Origin of the sequence: Paenibacillus sanfengchensis (assembly GCF_036864765.1) — a bacterium.
GTDB lineage: Bacteria > Bacillota > Bacilli > Paenibacillales > Paenibacillaceae > Fontibacillus > Fontibacillus sanfengchensis.
In genome coordinates, this window is sequence record NZ_JBAGJC010000003.1 from 87,804 (window position 1) to 107,508 (window position 19,705).

Sequence of the window (19,705 nt, forward strand, 5' to 3'; positions counted from 1 at the left end):
TTTGGTTCTCCTCCTTCCGCCTAGGCTTCTTGTCCTACAGTTTCGTCCACGATGCCAAGTTCTTCTTTAATCCAATCGTAACCGTCGCGCTCCAGACGTTCCGCAAGCTCCGGTCCGCCGGATTTGACGATGCGGCCTTGCATCATGACATGGACATAATCCGGAGTGATATAGTTCAGCAAACGCTGATAGTGGGTAATGATCAGGAACCCTCGCTCTTCGCTGCGCATCGAGTTAACGCCGTTCGCTACGATCCGCAGGGCGTCGATGTCGAGACCGGAGTCGATCTCGTCAAGAATGACGAGTTTCGGGTCCAGCAGCAGCATCTGCAGAATTTCGTTCCGTTTCTTCTCCCCGCCGGAGAAACCTTCATTTAAATAACGGTGGGCAAACTCCGGATTCATTTCAAGCTCCTTCATCTTCCCTTCCATTTGACGGATAAATTTGATCAGCGAAACCTCGTTGCCCTCCCCGCGGCGGGCGTTGATCGCGCTGCGGAGAAAATCGGAGTTCGTTACGCCGGCAATTTCACTCGGATATTGCATCGCCAGGAACAGCCCGGCACGCGCGCGTTCGTCAACCTCCATTTCAAGCACGTCTTCGCCGTCCAAAGTCACCTTTCCGTCCGTAACTTCATACTTGGGATGACCCATCAGCGCGGAAGCCAAAGTACTTTTACCCGTACCGTTCGGACCCATGATCGCGTGGATTTCCCCGCCTTTTATTTCAATATCGATCCCTTTCAGAATCTCCTTGCCTTCGATTGTCGCTTTAAGTCCTTCAACAACGAAATGTGTAGCCATTTTGATTGCTCCCTCCATTAGTCGTTAATTTCTAACGTTTTTCTGAATTGAAATCATTATATCATAACAATTATCTGCTTAGAATGATTCTAAACAATAATTATTAGACTAGCGTGTCCTAATGATTCTCAATGATTCTCATTTCATTCTAACCTACTTCTTTAGCTTAATCAACGTACAAGGGCTTATCCCTTTCGCATACCATCAGCTATATAAATTGAACTATCGATTTACATGTACGGCCACGGCCGCCGGTATTAGGCCCTTATTCACTTTCTGCCTTCAGGGAGGAGCTAAACGCTGACAAATTTCTACGTAAGTGAATGGCTTGCTGCAACGCTATATAGGTTGCAGTAATCGATTTGCCTATTAGATAGCGGGATAAGGGGGGCTTCTCACAGTCTGGGCTCACAGCATATGGTTTGGTTCAAATAAAGGGAATTCTTCCCGTTAATTTGGTGCCTATGCGGCTGCAGAGACGATTTAGCTGGAAAACCTCCCGCTAATCCGCCTGAAATTGTGGATATCGGCTATTGGGCCACGAAATAGATGGAGCTTTTCCAGTTAAATCCGGCTCAAGGTCCAAGAGCGGTGCATTAGCGGGAGGTTTTCCCGTTAGTGTGGAGACACCGACCGTGACGCTATTGGTCCAACAACCCCCATCATAAAAAAGGACTTGGCAACATCGGCCAAGCCCTTTCAAGCAATCGTCCGTTTCCTGACTAGTTTAGCCCAGGTAAGAGCGGAGCATCCACATGTGTTTCTCGAGTTCGCCTTTGTATCCGGTCAGCAGGTCACTGGTGGCTTCGTCGCCTTCCTTGTCCGCCAGCTCAATCCCCTCTTGGAACGATTCGGACAAGGTGGCGAAATCCTCGATGAGGTTCTGAACCATTGTGTTCGGATCTTCCTTCCCGGTAGCCTCCTGGATAGTGGCCAGCTCCAGATATTCCTTAAGCGTCGCCGCCGGGCTGCCTTTGATCGTCAACAGGCGCTCCGCGATCGCATCCATTTTTTCACTGACTTCATTATATAGCTTCTCAAATTTAGTATGGAGGGTGAAGAAGTTGTCCCCCTTCACATACCAGTGATAATTGTGGATTTTCACGTAAAGTACATTCAGGTTGGCAACCTGTTCGTTAAGAACCTGCTCCAAACCGGATTTCTTCGTTTTGCCGGAAGCCTTTGAGTCCGTTTTAGCCATGATAAACCCTCGCTTTCGAATAAAGGTATAATACACCAATCATTGTTGATTTACCCGTACCGCCACAGTTCGAAACAACCAAGTATCCCCGCTTCATTATACCCAATTCTAGAAAAAACAAAAAAGAGATACAAAATCAATTACTTTTCCGATATACTAACTAAAAATAAAATTTTAATTGTTTTTATGGACCTTATTCCACCCTGTCCCCCACTCATCAATCCCATCGAATTCAATCATTATATGGAGGTGTCTTTATTGGCGGCGTATACCCCGTTAACTGTAGAAGATGCAATAGAATTTACCCGCAAGGTCCCCGGCTTTTTCTCACCCGAAACCGGGCTGGAATGCGAGGAAATCGGAGACGGCAACCTGAACCTGGTGTTCAGGATCAGCAGCTCCGCCGAGCATAAAAGCCTGATCATCAAGCAGGCGCTGCCCTATGCCAAAGTCGTGGGCGAGTCCTGGCCGCTAAGCCTGGACCGGGCCCGTATTGAACGCGAGGCGCTGATCATCCAGCATACACTGTGCCCGGATCTCGTCCCCGCCGTCTATGGAGGGGATCCCGATCTGGCCATCACGGTCATGGAGGACCTGTCCGATCACGTCATTATGCGAAAAGGCCTGATCGAAGGCCAAACCTACCCCAAGTTTGCCGAGCATATCGGACGGTTCATCGCCACGACGCTGTTTTTCACCTCGGATCTCGGGATGAATCAGCAGCGCAAAAAAGAATTGGCCGCATCCTTCACCAATCCGGATCTGTGCAAAATCACCGAGGACCTCATCTTTTCCGATCCTTACCGGAATGCCGAAAACAACGACATCTCCGCGGATATCCGGACGGAAGCGGAGAAGCTGTGGACGGACGAGCAACTGCATCTGGAGGTTGCGCTGTTAAGGGAGAAGTTTCTGACACACGGGGAAGCGTTGATCCACGGGGACCTGCACACCGGAAGCATCTTCGTGACCGAAACATCCACCAAAGTGATCGATCCCGAATTTGCTTACTATGGACCGATCGGCTTCGACCTCGGCGCGGTGATCGCCAATCTGGTCTTGAACTTCGCCGCCCAGCCGGGCTGGAAAAGAGACCGGACGGCGCAGGACAAACAACGCGCCTGGCTGCTGGATACCATCCGGGAAGTGTGGGTGCATTTCGAGCGGCATTTCTCCCGGCTTTGGGAAGAGCGTGGAGAAGACCCGATCTTCCGGTTGCCGGCTTACCGGGAGCACTATGTCCGTAAAGTGCTGCAAGACGCCATCGGCTTTGCCGGCTGCAAGGTCGTTCGCCGCATCGTCGGGTTGTCCCATGTGGCCGACATCGAGACGATAGCGGAAGATCACCTTCGCCATCAGGCCAAGGTCACCGCGCTGGCCATCGGGAAGGCGCTGATCAAGAACGGGCGGCAGGCGACATCGATCGAGGACGCGCTGACGATCGCCAAAAACGCGGCCGAAGCGGAAGGAGCGATCGTATGACCTCGTCACCGAAGCCCAATTCTGCCGCAAGCATCAGCGCCGGCACCAGCGGGCCGCTGCTGAGCCTCCGCTGGGCGGAGGACAAGCTGCTCCTCCTCGATCAGCGGCTGCTGCCCGGAGAGATCGTCTTCCTCGAGCTTACGACGCCCGAGGAGGTCTGGGACGCCATTCACGGGATGAAGGTGCGCGGCGCCCCCGCCATCGGCATCGCTGCCGCTTATGGCGTCGTCCTTGGCGCCCTCCGCTACGCGGGCGACCCCGCGGGCTGGCTGCCTGCGGTCCACCAGGCGGCCGCTTATTTGGCGACGTCGCGTCCGACCGCCGTCAACCTGTTTTGGGCGCTGGACAGGATGAAAGCCCGCGCCGGGGCGCTTTCCGCCGGGCCGGACACGGACGGCATGGCGGCCTGGACGCAAGGCCTCCTGGAAGAAGCGAAGCGAATCCACCAGGAGGATGAAGAAGTGTGCCGCCGGATCGGCGAGTCGGCCCTTCCCCTGCTCAAGGACGGAATGGGCGTGCTGACGCACTGCAACGCCGGCGGCCTCGCCACGGCCAGATACGGAACTGCACTCGCGCCGATCTACCTGGCCCATGAGCAGGGAATGAAGCTTCGGGTTTACGCCGACGAGACCCGCCCGGTTCTGCAAGGAGCCCGGCTCACCGCTTTTGAACTGCAGCAAGCCGGCGTGGACGTTACGCTCCTGTGCGACAACATGGCCGGAATGGTGATGCAGAAAGGCTGGGTCGAGGCCATTATCGTAGGCACCGACCGCGTGGCCGCGAACGGGGATGTCGCGAACAAAATCGGGACCTATTCCCTGGCCGTGCTCGCCAAAGCCCACGGGATTCCCTTCTACGTAGCTTCGCCGCTTTCCACCATCGACCTCGGCACCGAGAGCGGCAAAGATATTCCGATCGAGGAGCGGCCGAACACCGAAGTGACGGAAGCTTTCGGAAAAAGAACAGCTCCGGAGGGCATTAAAGTGTTCAATCCGTCGTTCGACGTAACGCCGCATGAACTGGTGACGGCGATCATCACCGAAAAGGGCATCGTCCGCGCCCCTTTCCGGGAGAATTTGGCCAATCTCTTTAAAGATTAAAAAGAATGAAAATATTTCCTGCATGAAAATATGCAGGTTAGGGACTATCCTTGTCCCCCCTGGAGTGCTATGATGTTTAATGCTAGCGATATTTAATGATGTTTTGGGGGCTATATGGACAAGCAGAGCGAAGGCAAGAACAAAGAGGAGTTAGGCTATCTTTTTAACGTGGAAATTCTGGTGAGAAACAACACCAATGCCAAAGCGCTGCAGTCTCTACTGCAAGTGCTGAATCAAGGGAAAGACATTATCGATTACAGAATCAATTCGGGGATCGAGCTGGGCGAAATTATCGAATCCTTGCTGACCGCGAAAAAACAGTCCATCATCTCCAAATCCTATAAACGGCTTACAAATGTTGAATCGGATAAAAAGACGCCGGAAGCAAAGAAAAATACGAGTCAATTCGAGCAGTTTGCCGGCAGCGAGGAATTTCAGCAATGGATTAAACGGCACATCGCCGATAACCGTCTCGTTCGCCTCCTCGTCAGCCGGAACGGGGAACGCGTCAGCATTCCTTGCCGGATCCTGAATTATCTGGCCGAGACATCAACGATCAATGTCTATCATGTGGACGAAAAACAGGTATACACCTTCAACCTTAACGAGATTATCGAGTTCAGCGAAAAATAACAAAGCCCCTCGGCTGCATAAACCAAAACGGCTGGAAGCTTCATGACGAAGTCCTTCCAGCCGTTTTTTTGCTATATAACCCGCCTCGGCTTTATGTTATGAACGTCCCTTCCCCATCACGGCCAGGGCGAACATCAACCAGCCGGCGATAAAGGAAACGCCGCCCAAAGGCGTAATCGGGCCGAGCCAGCGCCATCCCGTAACCGCCATCAGATACAGACTTCCCGAGAATAACACAATCCCGATCAGGAATAGGCGGTTCGCCCATACCAGCCGCCGGGCCTCCCCGCCGAAGCCGGCCGCCAGCGAAGCCAGAAGGATTCCCAGGCCGTGAATCATATGGTAGTGAACACCTGTCTCATAAGTTCCAATCGCTCTTTCCCCGATATGCGGCTCCAGAACATGGGCTCCGAACGCCCCCAGCGCTACGGCCAGCAGCATCAGGATGGCCCCGGTCCCCGCAAATTTGCGCTGCATGCTTTCCCCTCCTTTTATACTTCGATGCAAATAAGATACCATTCCTCTTATCATACTCCAGTCCTCCGCGGGTTTCCAGTTCTAAGGAAAGCCGTAATCCCAAGCGTAGGGGGACGGGAATCGGGACTTGGATATTGATTTTTCCCGGAAACTGTGAAAAATTAAATGGGAGAATGATAAAATTTTCCCAAAGGAGACCGACTTCATCATGGAAAATCAAGAGACAAACCATTTGAGCGATTTCTCGCCGTACCCAGATTTGCCTGAGACGCCTAAGGCCGTGCCTCCACACAAGCATTCCGGACCGGGGATCGCTTCCTTCATCCTGGTGCTGCTTGCGATCATTGGCTACATCGTGTCCCTGACCCTGGTTACCGTTGCCGTCCTCAGCATCGCGGACCAGCCGATGGAGGTCATCGCCGAAAGTATGATGAATCAGATGGGAGCCTTGCTCGGCGTTCTGTTAATGATGGTCTCGGCCGTACTTCATCTCGCATCGCTCATACTGGGCGTAATCGGCCTGGTGATCAAAAACCGGAAAAAGCTGTTCGCGATTCTCGGCGTTTCGTTCTCGGGAGGTTCGCTGCTGCTGCTCATTTTCTTGTTTACCGTCGGGTCCCTTGTAAACGTTTAGATTACTTAAATATCCTAAACCATCCCAAGATCCCCAATTGCATCCGGAGGCCCGGTATATTTGGGGATCTTTTGCGTCCGTCTACCAATCCTGCCTCAAAAGATGTTAAACGGCGAAGCTTTTTGATAGAATATAAGCTGGACTAACTGAATCTAAGGAGATATTTATGTCAAAGGTCAAAATTTTCGCCGACAGCACTTCCGATTTGCCCGCAGCTTGGCTTACCGAATATCAGATCGGCATCATTCCGCTCTACGTCGTCTTTGGGGACGAAACCTTCAAGGATGGCGTGGACATTACCCCGACCGAGCTCTACCGTAAAGTGTCGGCCGGTGGCAGTCTGCCGAAAACGACGGCGCCTTCGCCGAAAGATTTTATGGACGCCTTTGCTCCTTTTATTGATAACGGCGATGAAATTATATATATCAGCTTGTCATCCAAGCTCTCTTCCACCTATCAGAACGCACTGATCGCCGCGGACGAATTTCCGGAAGGCCGGGTGCACGTCGTCGATTCGCTCAATCTGTGCAGCGGTATCGGCCTCCTCGTCATGAAGGCGGTGAGAGCGGCGCAGCAAGGAATGACCGCCAAGGAAATCGTCCTCCTGCTCGAGAAATGCTGGCCCCGGGTGGAGACCGAATTTGTCATCGATACGCTGGAATACCTGTATAAAGGCGGACGCTGCTCCGGCATGCAGAATTTCATCGGCAGCCTGCTCCAAATCCGGCCGGTACTCAAGCTTGTGGAGGGGAATATCATCCCCGCCTACAAGGTGCGCGGCAGAAAAGAGAAGGCCGTTCAGCAGATGCTCGACAACGCCCTGGCCGACATCGCAAATATGGACGGGGATCTCATCATCGTCGCCCAAACGCATGCCGAAGACGACGCGCGCCGCCTGGCGGCGATCCTGAGGGAACGGACCGGCGCGGAAGTCGCGATTTCCGAGGCGGGCTGCGTGATTTCCAGTCATTGCGGACCGGGTACCGTGGCCATTATGTACACCCGAAACATTCCCGAATAAATCTTTCGTTTAGCGAAAACCGAAGGAGGATTCCTCATGGGAGCCATTAAAATTTTTGCGGACAGCACCTGTGACCTGCCGCCATCGTGGATCAACGACTATGAAATCGGGATCGTCCCGCTCTATGTCACATTTGAGGATGCGAATTACCGGGACGGCGTCGACCTGAAAACCGATCAACTCTACGAAAAAGTAGACGCCACCGGAAAGCTGCCGAAGACGGCGGCGCCTTCGCCTGCTGATTTCATCGCGGCGTTTGCCCCTTATGTGGGCGAAGGCAGACAGATCCTTTACATAAGCCTTTCCTCGGAGCTGTCTTCGACGTACCAGAACGCCTTGATCGCTGCCGGCGAATTCCCCGAGGGCCAGGTCACGGTTTTTGATTCGCTGAATTTGTCCACCGGGATCGGCCTGCAGGTCATGAAGGCGGTCAGAGCCGCCGCCGCGGGGAAATCGCTTGCCGAAATCGTCTCTCTTCTGGAGAAGGTTCGGCCCGAGGTGGAAACCGAGTTCGTCATTGATTCGCTCGACTATTTATATAAAGGCGGACGCTGCTCCGGCATGCAAAACCTCGTCGGCAGCCTGCTTCGCATCCGTCCGGTGATCAAGGTCATCGACGGGAAAATGACGCCGGCCTACAAAATCCGCGGCAGCCGGGAGAAAGCGCTTGACCAGTTGCTGAACAACGCCCTCAGCCGGGCCGGCGAAATGGATAACGACCTCATCTTCGTCACGCATTCCTTGGCGGATAAAGACGCGCTACTGCTGCAAAAGGAACTCCAGGCCAGGACCGGGGCAAGAGAAGTCGCCATCTCCGGCGCCGGCTGCGTCATCTCCAGCCACTGCGGCGCCAAAACGATCGGCATTCTGTATACCAAAGCCGTTTAACCGGTTAACAAAGAGCCTCGCCGCAAGGGCGAGGCTCTTTCTTATTAGTGGCTTTAGCTTGCATGACGGTGTCGTGCAAAAGGCCAAGCGAACTGTCACTGTTGCCGGTTGCAAACTATCATAATAACGTTTTCAAAGATCTTCAAATACCCATGGTTAAACTGTTTACCAACTTATGATCAGAATGTACATTTTGGAAAAAACCACATTTCTCTAGTACCTGCTCCACTCGCTTTGCATATTATTATTCTATAACCTCTCACTGATAGGAAGGTAGATGAATAGATGACAATTCCTCTTTATATTGTTGCAGGAACTAGCGGTGCTGGAAAATCGACAGCTTCCAAGGAAGTACGCAAAATAATGGGTTCCGGCTTCAATGTATATGATATGGACGCTATCGTTGTCGATAAAAATTTCCAGACGGCTTGCCAACTCTGGCTCAGGATTGCATATGCAAACGCATTAAGTGGGAATACCACAATTTTATTTGGAGCAGTTCCTTCTGCGTACAATGTAAATATATGTGATCATTTTCATTACTTTCATCCCATCCACTATTTACTCCTACATTGCAATAGCGCCTGCAGAACTGAACGTTTGCAGAAGCGCGGCAGCTGGACGGAACAGGGGATACAGGGCACGAATATTTACGCAAAAAAACTGTATAAAAATTATATTTCCGCAAGCTTACCGATAATAGACACTACGAATACACCACCTGCACAGGTTGGGAATCAAATCAAAGAATGGATATTGTTGAAGCGGAAGCCACACACATAGTCAGAGCGGATAAGTCCAAAAGTACGTTAATGTCCTTTGGCAAACTAACAGGCTGCTTCTTGGGCAGCCTGTTGACATGTTAATTTCCCTGACGGGTGGTTATGATTGGTTGCCGGAGGGATTTTCGGAGAGGGATTCATTGTTCATGGGGCTTCTCCCCTTTTGGCCCAGTTCCCCGCTCCACGTCGCGAGCAGCTTGCGAATTTCCTCCTCGTTGACGGGTTTGCTCAAGATGGCGGACATCCCGCTGGCCAGGCAGCGCTCCCGCTTCTCCGTACCACCGCAGGAGCTCAGTCCGATCATCAGGGGGAGCTTGTCTACCGGCAGCAGCCGACGAACAAGCCGGGCCGTCTTGATGCCGTCCATGACAGGCATTTCGATGTTCAGAAAGATCAGATCGTAAGGCTTCTCCGTGACCGCCTGAATGACTTCCATGCCATTATGCACGATATCCGGCTCATAGCCCAAACGATCGAACAGCTGGGCAAAGGCCTGGCAAGTAACCGGGTGGTCCTCCGCCACCAGGATCAAGAGGCCTTCCTTTCCGTCCGCTTCCTCCGCTGCGGAAAGACCGTCTTCCCCCCGCTCAGCCGCACCGCTCAGGACTCCCGCAGCGACTTCTTCGCCGCCGCCAAACGGCCTTTCTTCCGGCACCTCCCGCTGCATACGGTCGGCAAACAGGGTAAAGGTAAAAGTGGATCCGGCCCCGTCGATGCTTTCCACGGTAATCGTGCCGCCCAGCATCTCCACGATTTTTTTACAGATGGCCAGCCCCAGTCCGGTTCCGCCATATTTCCGGTTCATGAGCGGATGGAGCTGAGAGAAGGATTGGAACAAACGGTGCAGCTTGCCCGCCGGAATGCCGATGCCCGTATCGGAAATACGGAATTCCAGCAGATCGGCCGCTTCATGCCCGGAAGACCGTTTCACTTCCACGCGAATCTCACCCCGCTCCGTAAATTTCACGGCATTTCCGATCAGATTGACCAAAACCTGGCGAAGACGGGAAGGATCGCTGTATATTAGCGAAGGGACATCGGGCCCGATAGTATAACTCAGCTCGATTTCCTTTTTGGCCGCTTCCGGCAAGAACAATTCCACCGCACCGGTCACACAGCTTTCAAGATGGAACGTCTCGTATTCCAGCGCCATTTTGCCGGCTTCGATCTTGCTGAAATCCAGCACATCGTTAAGGATGGTCAATAGCGCCCGGCTGCTGCTGGAAATGACCTCGGCATAGTAACGCTGATCCTCATCCAGTTCGGTCTCCAGCAGCAAGTCCGTCATGCTGATGACCCCGTTCATCGGCGTTCTGATCTCATGGCTCATCATCGCCAGAAATTCCGACTTCGCCTGGGTGGCCTTCTCCGCCGATTCCTTGGCCCTCATAATCTCCCGCTCTCCGGTAATATCGTTGAAGACGACGACGGCACCGATCAGTTGCCCCCGTTCGATCATCGGATTCACCCGATATTCCACGAGAAAGCTGGAACCGTCCCTTCTCCAGAACACATCCTCCTTGATCACCCGCGGCTTCCCATCCTTCAGAGTCCAAATAATCGGGCATTCTTCCCAAGGATAAGAGGCCCCGTCGATTCTCGTGTGGTGAATGAACTGATGGTTCAATTGACCGATAAATTCGGAAACTTCATACCCGAGCATTTCGGCGGCGGCCGCATTGACGAATACGGTTTTTCCGTTCTCGTCCAACCCGTAGATGCCTTCGGAAACCGAGCCCAGAATCAGGGAATGCAGATAGCTGAGTTTTTCGATTTGCTCGACATACCGCGTTCTTTCGGTAATATCGGTCGCAATGCCATAAACGCCAACCACCCGCTCGTCCACGACGATCGGCACGTTGGTCACCGCAATCTCCATCGGGCTTCCGTCCTTTCGGATGACGGTCGTCTCGTAGTTTTGCGGGTTACCCTTTTTGGCCTGTTCGAAGTGAAACAAAGTATGGGACAGGTCTTCGCGGTCAATGATCTGCTGAAAGCTCATGCCCAACAATTCTTCACGGTTATACCCGAGCAAGGCCTCCAAATTGGAATTCAACGAAGTGTATCTGCCGTTCAGATCCAAGGAATACACACTGGAAGGACTGTACTCGAACAGGGAGCGATAGCGCTGCTGACTCTCCTGGAGACGGCGTTCGCTTTGCTTCCGCTCGGTTACATCCCGGGAGATGGCGATGATCTCCCCGATTTCGCCGGAATCCAGATAGCGGTACCTTCCCGTGCTTTCAAACCAGATATAGCGCCCGTCTTTATGGCGGACCCGATAGGTGATCGTATAAACACTCCGGGAATTCATGCTCGTTCTCATATACTCTCTGACCGGCCTCACATCCTCGGGATGCAGATAATCATAGGCGCTCGTGCCGATAATCTCTTCGGGCTCGTATCCGAGCAGCGCATATGAGGAAGGAGAAGCATACAGGTAAGTGTTCTTTTCATCCGCCGAATGTCTGGAAATCAAATCCATCGAATATTCCGAAATCAACCGGTATTGCCCTTCGCTTTCGCGCAGCGCTTCCTCCATCCGGTGTCTCTCGGTCATCCCTTTAGCCTGGTTGATTTTCTCGGCCGTAATGTCCCGGGTGATAGAGAACACGCCGACGACTTCAGCTTCATATAGGATCGGGATATAGGTCGTATAACCGTCCCGGATTTCTCCGTCCTTGCGTTTGAAAGAGATTTCGAAGGTGACGGTTTCCCCGTTTAACGCTTTCATAAAATATTCTTCTTTTTTCTTTATCCCCAGTTCACAAAACAGCTGGTCCAGCGACAAGTTCACAAAATGGGAGGCCGGATATCCGGTCATCTTTTCGGTCGCGGGGTTCACTTCCACATAATTTCCGTTAGCATCGATAATACAAATCGCGTCAGGGAGATTATCGTACAGTAACTTGTAAGTGCTATCCTCGGAAATGAGCTGCTTTAAAAGTCCGCATTTATCCTTTGGCACGGTGGTTTACGGCTCCTTTTCTTCTAGAATAGATTTAAACAAGTTAGTTTTACATCACCCTTCATTCTACCCGATTCCCGAAAAAGATGGGTAGGGTCCATATGCCTAATGCCCTCAGCCCGAGGTACGTTGTCAGCATCCATATTTGTAGATATAAAGCGCCACCTTCCGAGTCCACACACTAACGGGAAAACCTCCCGTTAATGTGCCGCTTCTGGCCCTTGGAGCGGTTTTAGCTGGAAAAGCTCCATCTATTTTGCGGCCCAATGGCCGATATCCGCTAATTTCAGGCGGATTAACGGGAGGTTTTCCAGTTAAATCGCCTCCACAGCCGCACAGGTACCAAATCAACGGGAAGAATTCCCTTTAATCTGTGCCAAACCATTAGCCGGAGGCCGAGAGTATGAAGAGAACCTATCAAACCGCCGTTTCCCCCTAAATATCCCCCAACAAAAAATGTGAGGCGCTAAGGGATTTCACCCTTGCACCTCACATGGACAGCCGAGCTTGGTCATTTCAGGTCCGCTCCCGACGCCGATAACCGTTCCTTGATCGGTATTGCTGCGGAGCTCTCGCCGGATACCGCACTGGCAGCGAAAACATGTGAACCAAATGCGTAAACGGAATGGAGGCGAACAGAAGAAACGCCAGAACGATATGGAGCTGGAACACGAACGGAACGGTATCCATCAACCAATATTGGGGCTGGAACGTGAACAGACTGCGAAACCACGGGCCGATCGTGGTCCGGTACTCGTACGCCACCGAAAGGATACCGCCGACCGGACGAAGAAAGGTGGCCAGCGCGATAAAGCCCGCCGTCCGGAGTCCGGCATCGACCTTGCTCAGCTCGAAATAACTGGCGAGGAACCCGGGGAGATAGATCGTAAAAGCCACAAAGGAGCCAAAGGTAATGAAGTAAAAAATACTGAAAAACCACAGCTTTTCATTGCCGTAAACCTGTTTAAGCAAGTAGACGGGGGCAAGCAGGATCAGGAAGCTGATCGTATTCATCCACCTTGCCCCGAAACGTTGGGTCAGAAATCCAGCCGGAATACGCAACAGGGAACCCAAAATGACCGGAATCGCGGTCGACCAAGCTCTTTGCCCCGCCGTCAGCGGAATATCCTGGCTTATGTAGGAGATTAGGGAGGAGATCAGGACCCAGGCCATAAAGGAAACAACCAGACTTAAGGTTTGCAATGGCAGCTGAACTTTTTTGACCATTCGTACCTCCATTGGGAGAATATTCTTTCCATTACCATACCCGCTCCCGTTTTTTTAAACCGGAAATCGCGAAAAAAAGGAAAACAGACATGGGTTACAGTACCCATTTTTGGCAATCTCCTATTGAATATACTCCCGATGTACGGCCATTCGGACAAAAGCCCGCTCACATATCGCGGCTGCGCGTGAATATACTTTATTTACAACTGATCACCGTTCAAGCATGCGATTTGGGGAGGTGTGCACCATGTCATCGTTTCAACCGGACAAAACCAATTTTGTCGTTTCCAAAGAGGATTGGTCGCTGCACCGCAAAGGCTACCAGGATCAGCAGCGCCACCAGGAGAAGGTCAGGGAGGTCATCAAGCAGAACCTGCCCGATCTGGTTACGGAAGAGAACATTATCATGTCGGACGGAAAACAAATTATCAAGGTTCCCCTCCGCAATCTGGAGGAATACCGCTTTATTCATAATTTTCAGAAACAGAAGCATGTCGGCCAAGGGGACGGAGACAGCGAAGTGGGGGACGTTTTGGCCCAGGATTCTCCCAAGGAGGCCGGGAAGGGAGGAAAAGCCGGCGACCAGCCCGGGACCGATGTTGTGGAAGCCGAGATCAGTCTGGAAGATTTGGAGGACTTGATTTTCGACGAACTGGAGCTTCCTTTTATCGAGGATAAAAATAAAGAAGAGATGGAGTCGGTCTCCTTCCGCTTCAACGATATCCGCAAAAAAGGCTTAATGTCCAATATCGACAAAAAGCGCACCATACTGGAGAACCTCCGCCGCAACGCGATATCGGGGGTTCGGGGGATTCACGGAATTTCCCCGGACGATCTCCGGTTCAAAACCTGGGAGGATGTGCGTCTTCCGAAATCCAACGCCGTCATCATCGCGATGATGGACACCTCGGGCTCGATGGGGGCGTTCGAAAAATACTGCGCCCGCAGCTTTTTCTTCTGGATGACCCGCTTTCTGCGCCGCCAGTACGAAAAAGTGGAAATCGTCTTTCTCGCTCATCATACCGAGGCCAAGGAAGTCAGCGAGCAGGACTTTTTCACCCGCGGAGAAAGCGGAGGTACGATCTGCTCCTCGGTCTATCAAAAAGCGCTGGACATCATCGACGGGCGCTATCCTCCTTCCAGCTACAATATTTACCCTTTTCACTTCTCCGACGGCGACAACCTGACGTCCGACAACGACCGCTGCATCCGGCTGATCGGCGAATTATTGGAACGAAGCAATATGTTCGGGTACGGAGAGGTCAACCAATACAACCGCGGAAGCACATTGATGTCCGCCTACCGGAATTTGAAGCAGGACCGGTTTATGTACTACGTGATCAAGGAAAAAGGGGAAGTCTACCGCGCCTTGAAGCACTTTTTTCATAAGCGGGAAAAGGAGGCACGTTCATGACCAACGAACTCGCCCAGCTGGAGTACGCCATTGCGGAAATCATGGAAATCGCCGACGGGTTCGGGCTGGATTATTATCCGATGCGTTACGAGATCTGTCCGGCCGACATCATTTATACGTTCGGGGCCTATGGCATGCCCACCCGTTTCTCGCATTGGAGCTTCGGGAAAACGTTCAACAAGATGAAGATGCAGTACGATTTCGGGCTCAGCAAAATCTATGAGCTCGTCATCAATTCCAATCCCTGCTACGCCTTTCTGCTTGAAGGCAACTCGCTGACTCAGAACAAGCTCATCGTCGCGCATGTGCTGGCGCACTGTGACTTCTTCAAGAACAACCTGCGCTTTAGCAACACCAACCGCGATATGGTGGAGAGCATGGCGGCGACGGCGGAGCGGATCGGCAGGTACGAACTGCTCTATGGGGCCGAAACCGTCGAGTCCTTTATCGACGCGGTGCTGGGCATCCAGGAGCATGTCGATCCGCAGTTAATCAAGCCGCTGCGGTACGACAAGCGCAGGCAGACGGAGGAGAAGCTGCGCCGCGTGAAGGAGGCGCAGTCGAAGCCGCAGCGCAGCGGGGCCTACGACGATCTATGGGAGCTCGACGGTCCCGGGACAGCCGGGGCTTCGGGGGCGGCGGCGGGAACCGCCGCGAAGCCGGAAGCCCCCCTTCCCTTTCCGCCGGAGCCGGAGAAGGATGTCGTATGGTTTATCCAGGAGTACTCCGAATCCCTGGATGACTGGCAGCGCGACATCATGAGCATGCTGCGGGAGGAAATGCTGTATTTTTGGCCGCAAATGGAGACCAAGATTATGAATGAAGGCTGGGCCTCCTACTGGCATCAGCGGATCCTCCGCGAGCTGGATCTCACCAGCGAGGAGACGATCGAGTTCGCGAAGCTGAACGCCTCCGTCGTGCAGCCTTCCCGGCAGAGCCTGAATCCCTACTATCTCGGCTTGAAAATCTTCGAGGACATCGAGCGGCGCTGGGACCATCCGACGGAAGAGGAAGTCCGCCGCTTTGGGCGGGAGCCGGGCAAAGGCCGGGAGAAAATGTTCGAGGTCCGCGAGCTGGACTCGGATCTCTCTTTTATCCGCAGCTATTTGACCAAAGATCTGGTCCGCGACCTGGACCTCTATATCTTCGAGAAACAGGGGCCGGAATGGAAGATCACCGATAAAACCTGGGAGCATATCCGCGACCAGTTGGTCGCTTCCCGCGTGAATGGCGGCGCCCCGTATATCGTCGTCCAGGACGGCGATTACCTCCGCAGCGGGGAGCTGTTGCTGAAGCACCAATACGAGGGAATCGAGCTCGACCTGAAATACCTGGAGCGCACGCTCCCTTATGTATACCGGCTTTGGGGAAGACCGGTTCATCTGCAAACCGTGGTGGAAGAGAAGCCGGCCTTGTTCAGTTATGACGGGGAGAAGCATTTTCGGAAAATGATGTAGTGGGGATAGGCTTTAGCCTATCCCCTTTCCTGATGCAAAGGAAGTATCCGGCTCGACGTACCCATGCGAATGAACTCCGGCTACAGTATGAATTTTAAATAATTCCAATTCAGGTATTGACTTACATAAAGCGGAAATGTTATTTTTTTGGTGAGGAAACCGGTTTCTTCATTTTTGATTACCATCCGCGGAAATTCATTTGTATTGTGATTTTATTAAAATTGGAAGCGTTTCATATATTATTCCCTTCCAGTCTCCACGTTATGGCGCATCCGATTCAAGTCAGGCCAGATTCGAAGAAACTCAATCTTGCATGTCTGAAAGGAGAAGTCGGACAAATGAACAAGCGATCCAAACTATTGACATCACTCTCGCTATCCCTGAGCATGGCGCTGGGGACCGCATTACCTGCATGGGCTTCATCGGATACAAGCGTTGAGAACAAGCTGAATTACAGCACCGACGTGGTTTACCAAATCGTGACCGACCGGTTTATGGACGGCAATCCCACCAACAATCCGGCGGGAGGAGCCTACAGCGGCGATAAATCCAATTTGAAACTGTATTTTGGAGGGGACTGGCAGGGAATTATCGACAAAATCAATGACGGCTATTTGACTGGAATGGGGATCACCGCTCTATGGATTTCCCAGCCTGTGGAGAACATTACCGCGGTCATCGATTACTCCGGCACAAAAAATACATCCTACCACGGTTATTGGCCGCGCGACTTCAAGCGCACCAATGAGGCTTTCGGCAATTTTACCGATTTTGAAAATCTGATTCGGACGGCGCACGAGAATAACATCAAGGTCATTATTGACTTTGCCCCCAATCACACCAGCCCGGCCTCTTCGACCGACGCCAACTTTGCCGAGAACGGCGCCTTGTATGATAACGGAAAATTGCTTGGCACCTACATGAAGGATACCAACCAGCTTTTTCATCATAATGGCGGCACGGATTTTTCCACGATTGAAGACGGCATTTATCGCAACCTTTATGACCTTGCGGACATTAATCACAACAATAATCTGATCGACACCTATTTCAAAGACGCGATCCAGCTCTGGCTGGACATGGGGGTTGACGGCATCCGCTTCGACGCCGTGAAACATATGCCGTTTGGCTGGCAAAAAAGCTATGTCTCCTCCATTTACAGCAGCAAACACCCCGTGTTCACCTTCGGCGAGTGGTTCCTGGGCGCCGACGAGACCAACACGGACAACATCCGCTTTGCCAATGAAAGCGGCATGCATCTGCTGGATTTCGCTTATTCGCAGCAAGTGCGTGAAGTGTTGCGGGATAAGTCCGAAACGATGAAGGACCTCAACGCGGTCATCGAGGATACAGCGGCGGTTTATCAATTTGACAATAACCTCGTCACCTTTATCGACAACCACGATATGGACCGTTTCCAGGTTTCCGGCGCCAGCAAGCGTCCTACCGAACAAGCATTGACGCTGACGCTGACCTCCCGCGGCGTTCCGGCCATCTACTACGGAACGGAGCAGTATGCGACAGGAAATGGCGATCCGAATAACCGGGGCATGATGCCTTCGTTCGACACTTCCACGACGGCCTACAAGCTCATTCAGACATTGGCGCCGCTGCGCAAATCCAACCCGGCCATCGCCTACGGAATGACTCAGGAACGCTGGGTGAATGAGGATGTCTATATTTATGAGCGAAAGTTCGGGAACAACACCGCTGTCGTTGCCATCAATCGCAGCGAATCCAAATCCTATCCGATCTCGAAATTGCTGACCTCGCTGCCTGCCGGTACTTACTCGGATGAATTGAACGGCCTGCTTGACGGCAATTCGATCACCGTGGACGGCAGCGGTACCGTATCCCCCTTCACGCTGGCGGCCGGCGGAACCGCAGTTTGGCAGCATACCGCGGCGGAAACCGCGCCGATCATCGGCAATGTCGGTCCGACCATGGGCAAGGCGGGAAATACGGTAACGATTGACGGCCGGGGTTTCGGGAACGACAAAGGTGAGGTTAACTTTGGCACCGTGGCGGCCACCGGCTCTGATATTTTGAGCTGGGAGGATACCCAAATCCGAGCGATCATCCCCGCTACCGCAACCCCCGGCGAGACCGACGTGATCGTGAACACCGCTTCCGGTGCGGCAAGTGATCCGTTTCACAATTTCAATATACTGACGGCGGAGCAAGTCACGGTACGCTTCCTGGTCAACAATGCGACAACCAGCCTGGGAGAGAACGTCTACCTCGTTGGAAATGTGGCCGAGCTTGGGGCCTGGGACGAAAAACAGGTAATCGGTCCGATGTATAACCAGGTCATAGCCAAATACCCGACATGGTACTACGATGTCAGCGTACCGGCCGGAGCGAAGCTGGAATTTAAGTTTGTAAAAACAAACGGCAAAACCCTTACTTGGGAAGGCGGCAACAACCATACTTACACCGCTCCTTCCAACGGGACTGGAACCGTGACGGTAAACTGGCAGAATTAACTCGTTGTCGCAACGGATTTGGCGCCTCCCGGCCGAGCTTGGTATAATGGCTTTGTATCTTCATAAATTTGTGCAGCATGAACTTGCTCAGGGAACGGAGGAACATTTGTGAAGCTGAAAGCGATACCAATTCAAAAACGCGGTCTCGAGGTCAGCCAATTAGTGCTGGGATGCATGCGCATGGGCGGCGACTGGGACAAAAACAGCCCGATCACGGATCAGCATTACCGCGAGGGACAGGAGGCGCTCGAAGCCGCCCTGGAAATCGGCATTAACATGTTTGACCATGCCGATATTTACACGGCGGGGAAAGCCGAGAAGGTATTCGGCCGTCTTTTGAAAACCAATCCGGGGCTTCGCGAGAAAATAACGATTCAATCCAAATGCGGCATCCGCTTTGCGGAAGGGACGAGCCCGCATCGGTTCGATTTTTCCGAGCGGCATATTTTGAACAGTGTGGACGGCATTTTGGAGCGGCTCGGCACGGAATATCTCGATATTCTGCTGCTGCATCGGCCCGACGCTCTGATGGAGCCGGAAGAAGTGGCCAGCGCTATCCATCAGTTAAAGGCCTCGGGAAAAGTCCGGCATTTCGGCGTATCGAACATGAGCCAGGGGCAAATCAAACTGCTGCAGGCCTACTGCGAGGAACCTTTCATCGTCAACCAGCTCGAAATGAGCCTGCATAAGTACGGCTTCCTGGAGGTCGGCACGCATGTCAATCAGGAGGAGGCCAAAAACAATGTGTTCCCCGAGGGCACATTGGAGTTCTGCCGCCTGGAGGATATTCAGTTGCAATCCTGGGGGCCGCTGGCCCAGGGATTATACTCGGGACGGCCGCTAGAGGGACAGAGCGAGAGCGTCGTCAAGACGGCGGAGCTTGTCCGCAGGCTCGCCGACGAGAAGGGCACGACCGCGGAAGCCATCGTGCTGGCCTGGCTGATGACCCACCCGGCCGGCATTCAACCGGTCATCGGAACGATCAATCCCGAGCGGATCCGCGCCTGCCGCGACGCGACGGAGCTTCGTCTCAGCCGGGAGGAATGGTATTCCCTTTATATCAGCACGCGCGGCAGAAATTTACCGTAACCCCGCTCCAAAGAAAGAGCAGCCGATTCCATCAACGGATCGG

16 protein-coding genes are annotated in these 19,705 nt (G+C 52.9%); 11 read left to right on the top strand and 5 right to left on the bottom strand.

Translation table 11 applies throughout. The features are described 5' to 3' along the window. Positions 1 to 20 precede the first annotated feature (20 nt). Together sufC and V4U84_RS06655 are read right to left on the bottom strand one after the other, a co-directional pair. A complete protein-coding gene (gene sufC / locus V4U84_RS06650) occupies positions 21 to 803 on the bottom strand; it encodes a Fe-S cluster assembly ATPase SufC (RefSeq protein WP_334073885.1) in 783 nt (260 codons plus the stop codon). 727 nt (positions 804 to 1,530) lie between these two features. Next, positions 1,531 to 2,004, bottom strand: a complete 474-nt coding sequence (locus tag V4U84_RS06655) for a Dps family protein (RefSeq protein WP_334073884.1) — start codon at positions 2,002 to 2,004, stop codon at positions 1,531 to 1,533. Positions 2,005 to 2,262: 258 nt separating this feature from the next. Between V4U84_RS06655 and mtnK the strand changes: the two genes are divergently transcribed. The 3 genes from mtnK (at position 2,263) to V4U84_RS06670 (ending at position 5,219) form a co-directional block, all read left to right on the top strand. Beyond that, positions 2,263 to 3,486 carry an S-methyl-5-thioribose kinase gene (gene mtnK, locus V4U84_RS06660; protein ID WP_334076965.1) on the top strand — a complete coding sequence of 408 codons (1,224 nt, stop codon included), beginning with the start codon at positions 2,263 to 2,265 and terminating at the stop codon, positions 3,484 to 3,486. After that, entirely contained in the window at positions 3,483 to 4,586 is a 1,104-nt protein-coding gene (gene mtnA, locus V4U84_RS06665) for an S-methyl-5-thioribose-1-phosphate isomerase (protein ID WP_334073882.1), read from the top strand. Before mtnK ends, mtnA begins: the two co-directional genes overlap by 4 nt. Positions 4,587 to 4,700: 114 nt before the next feature. Beyond that, positions 4,701 to 5,219 (top strand): hypothetical protein, encoded by a 519-nt coding sequence (locus V4U84_RS06670; RefSeq protein ID WP_334073881.1) that lies wholly within the window; start codon positions 4,701 to 4,703, stop codon positions 5,217 to 5,219. Positions 5,220 to 5,315: 96 nt separating this feature from the next. Here the strand turns inward: V4U84_RS06670 and V4U84_RS06675 are convergent, their stop codons facing one another. Continuing rightward, entirely contained in the window at positions 5,316 to 5,696 is a 381-nt protein-coding gene (locus tag V4U84_RS06675) for a DUF423 domain-containing protein (protein ID WP_334073880.1), read from the bottom strand. Positions 5,697 to 5,904: 208 nt separating this feature from the next. On the opposite strand from V4U84_RS06675, the gene V4U84_RS06680 reads away from it, so the two are divergent. The 4 genes from V4U84_RS06680 to V4U84_RS06695 all read left to right on the top strand — a co-directional run bounded on the left by V4U84_RS06680 (position 5,905) and on the right by V4U84_RS06695 (position 9,022). Further along, the gene (locus V4U84_RS06680) at positions 5,905 to 6,330 is read left to right on the top strand and encodes a hypothetical protein (protein ID WP_334073879.1); all 426 of its coding nucleotides are present in this window, start codon (positions 5,905 to 5,907) and stop codon (positions 6,328 to 6,330) included. 166 nt (positions 6,331 to 6,496) lie between these two features. Beyond that, entirely contained in the window at positions 6,497 to 7,351 is an 855-nt protein-coding gene (locus V4U84_RS06685; RefSeq protein ID WP_334073878.1) for a DegV family protein, read from the top strand. A gap of 36 nt (positions 7,352 to 7,387) precedes the next feature. Further along, entirely contained in the window at positions 7,388 to 8,239 is an 852-nt protein-coding gene (locus V4U84_RS06690) for a DegV family protein (RefSeq protein ID WP_334073877.1), read from the top strand. 285 nt (positions 8,240 to 8,524) lie between these two features. Then, a complete protein-coding gene (locus V4U84_RS06695; protein WP_334073876.1) occupies positions 8,525 to 9,022 on the top strand; it encodes an AAA family ATPase in 498 nt (165 codons plus the stop codon). Positions 9,023 to 9,121: 99 nt separating this feature from the next. Here V4U84_RS06695 and V4U84_RS06700 read toward each other — a convergent pair whose 3' ends face one another. Both V4U84_RS06700 and V4U84_RS06705 read right to left on the bottom strand, forming a co-directional pair. Next, a complete protein-coding gene (locus tag V4U84_RS06700; protein ID WP_334073875.1) occupies positions 9,122 to 11,989 on the bottom strand; it encodes a PAS domain S-box protein in 2,868 nt (955 codons plus the stop codon). Positions 11,990 to 12,505: 516 nt separating this feature from the next. Continuing rightward, the gene (locus V4U84_RS06705) at positions 12,506 to 13,216 is read right to left on the bottom strand and encodes a respiratory nitrate reductase subunit gamma (RefSeq protein ID WP_334073874.1); all 711 of its coding nucleotides are present in this window, start codon (positions 13,214 to 13,216) and stop codon (positions 12,506 to 12,508) included. A gap of 247 nt (positions 13,217 to 13,463) precedes the next feature. Between V4U84_RS06705 and yhbH the strand changes: the two genes are divergently transcribed. From yhbH to V4U84_RS06725, 4 genes are all read left to right on the top strand, one after another. Further along, positions 13,464 to 14,630, top strand: coding sequence for a sporulation protein YhbH (yhbH, locus tag V4U84_RS06710; protein WP_334073873.1), 1,167 nt, complete (start codon positions 13,464 to 13,466; stop codon positions 14,628 to 14,630). Continuing rightward, positions 14,627 to 16,087 (top strand): SpoVR family protein, encoded by a 1,461-nt coding sequence (locus tag V4U84_RS06715; RefSeq protein ID WP_334073872.1) that lies wholly within the window; start codon positions 14,627 to 14,629, stop codon positions 16,085 to 16,087. The genes yhbH and V4U84_RS06715 overlap by 4 nt, the downstream gene beginning before the upstream one ends. Positions 16,088 to 16,425: 338 nt before the next feature. Next, complete coding sequence (locus tag V4U84_RS06720; protein WP_334073871.1) at positions 16,426 to 18,573, top strand: alpha-amylase family glycosyl hydrolase; 2,148 nt, start codon at positions 16,426 to 16,428, stop codon at positions 18,571 to 18,573. Positions 18,574 to 18,687: 114 nt separating this feature from the next. After that, positions 18,688 to 19,662: an aldo/keto reductase gene (locus V4U84_RS06725; protein WP_334073981.1), complete on the top strand. Its 975-nt coding sequence runs from the start codon at positions 18,688 to 18,690 to the stop codon at positions 19,660 to 19,662. Positions 19,663 to 19,705: the final 43 nt, after the last annotated feature.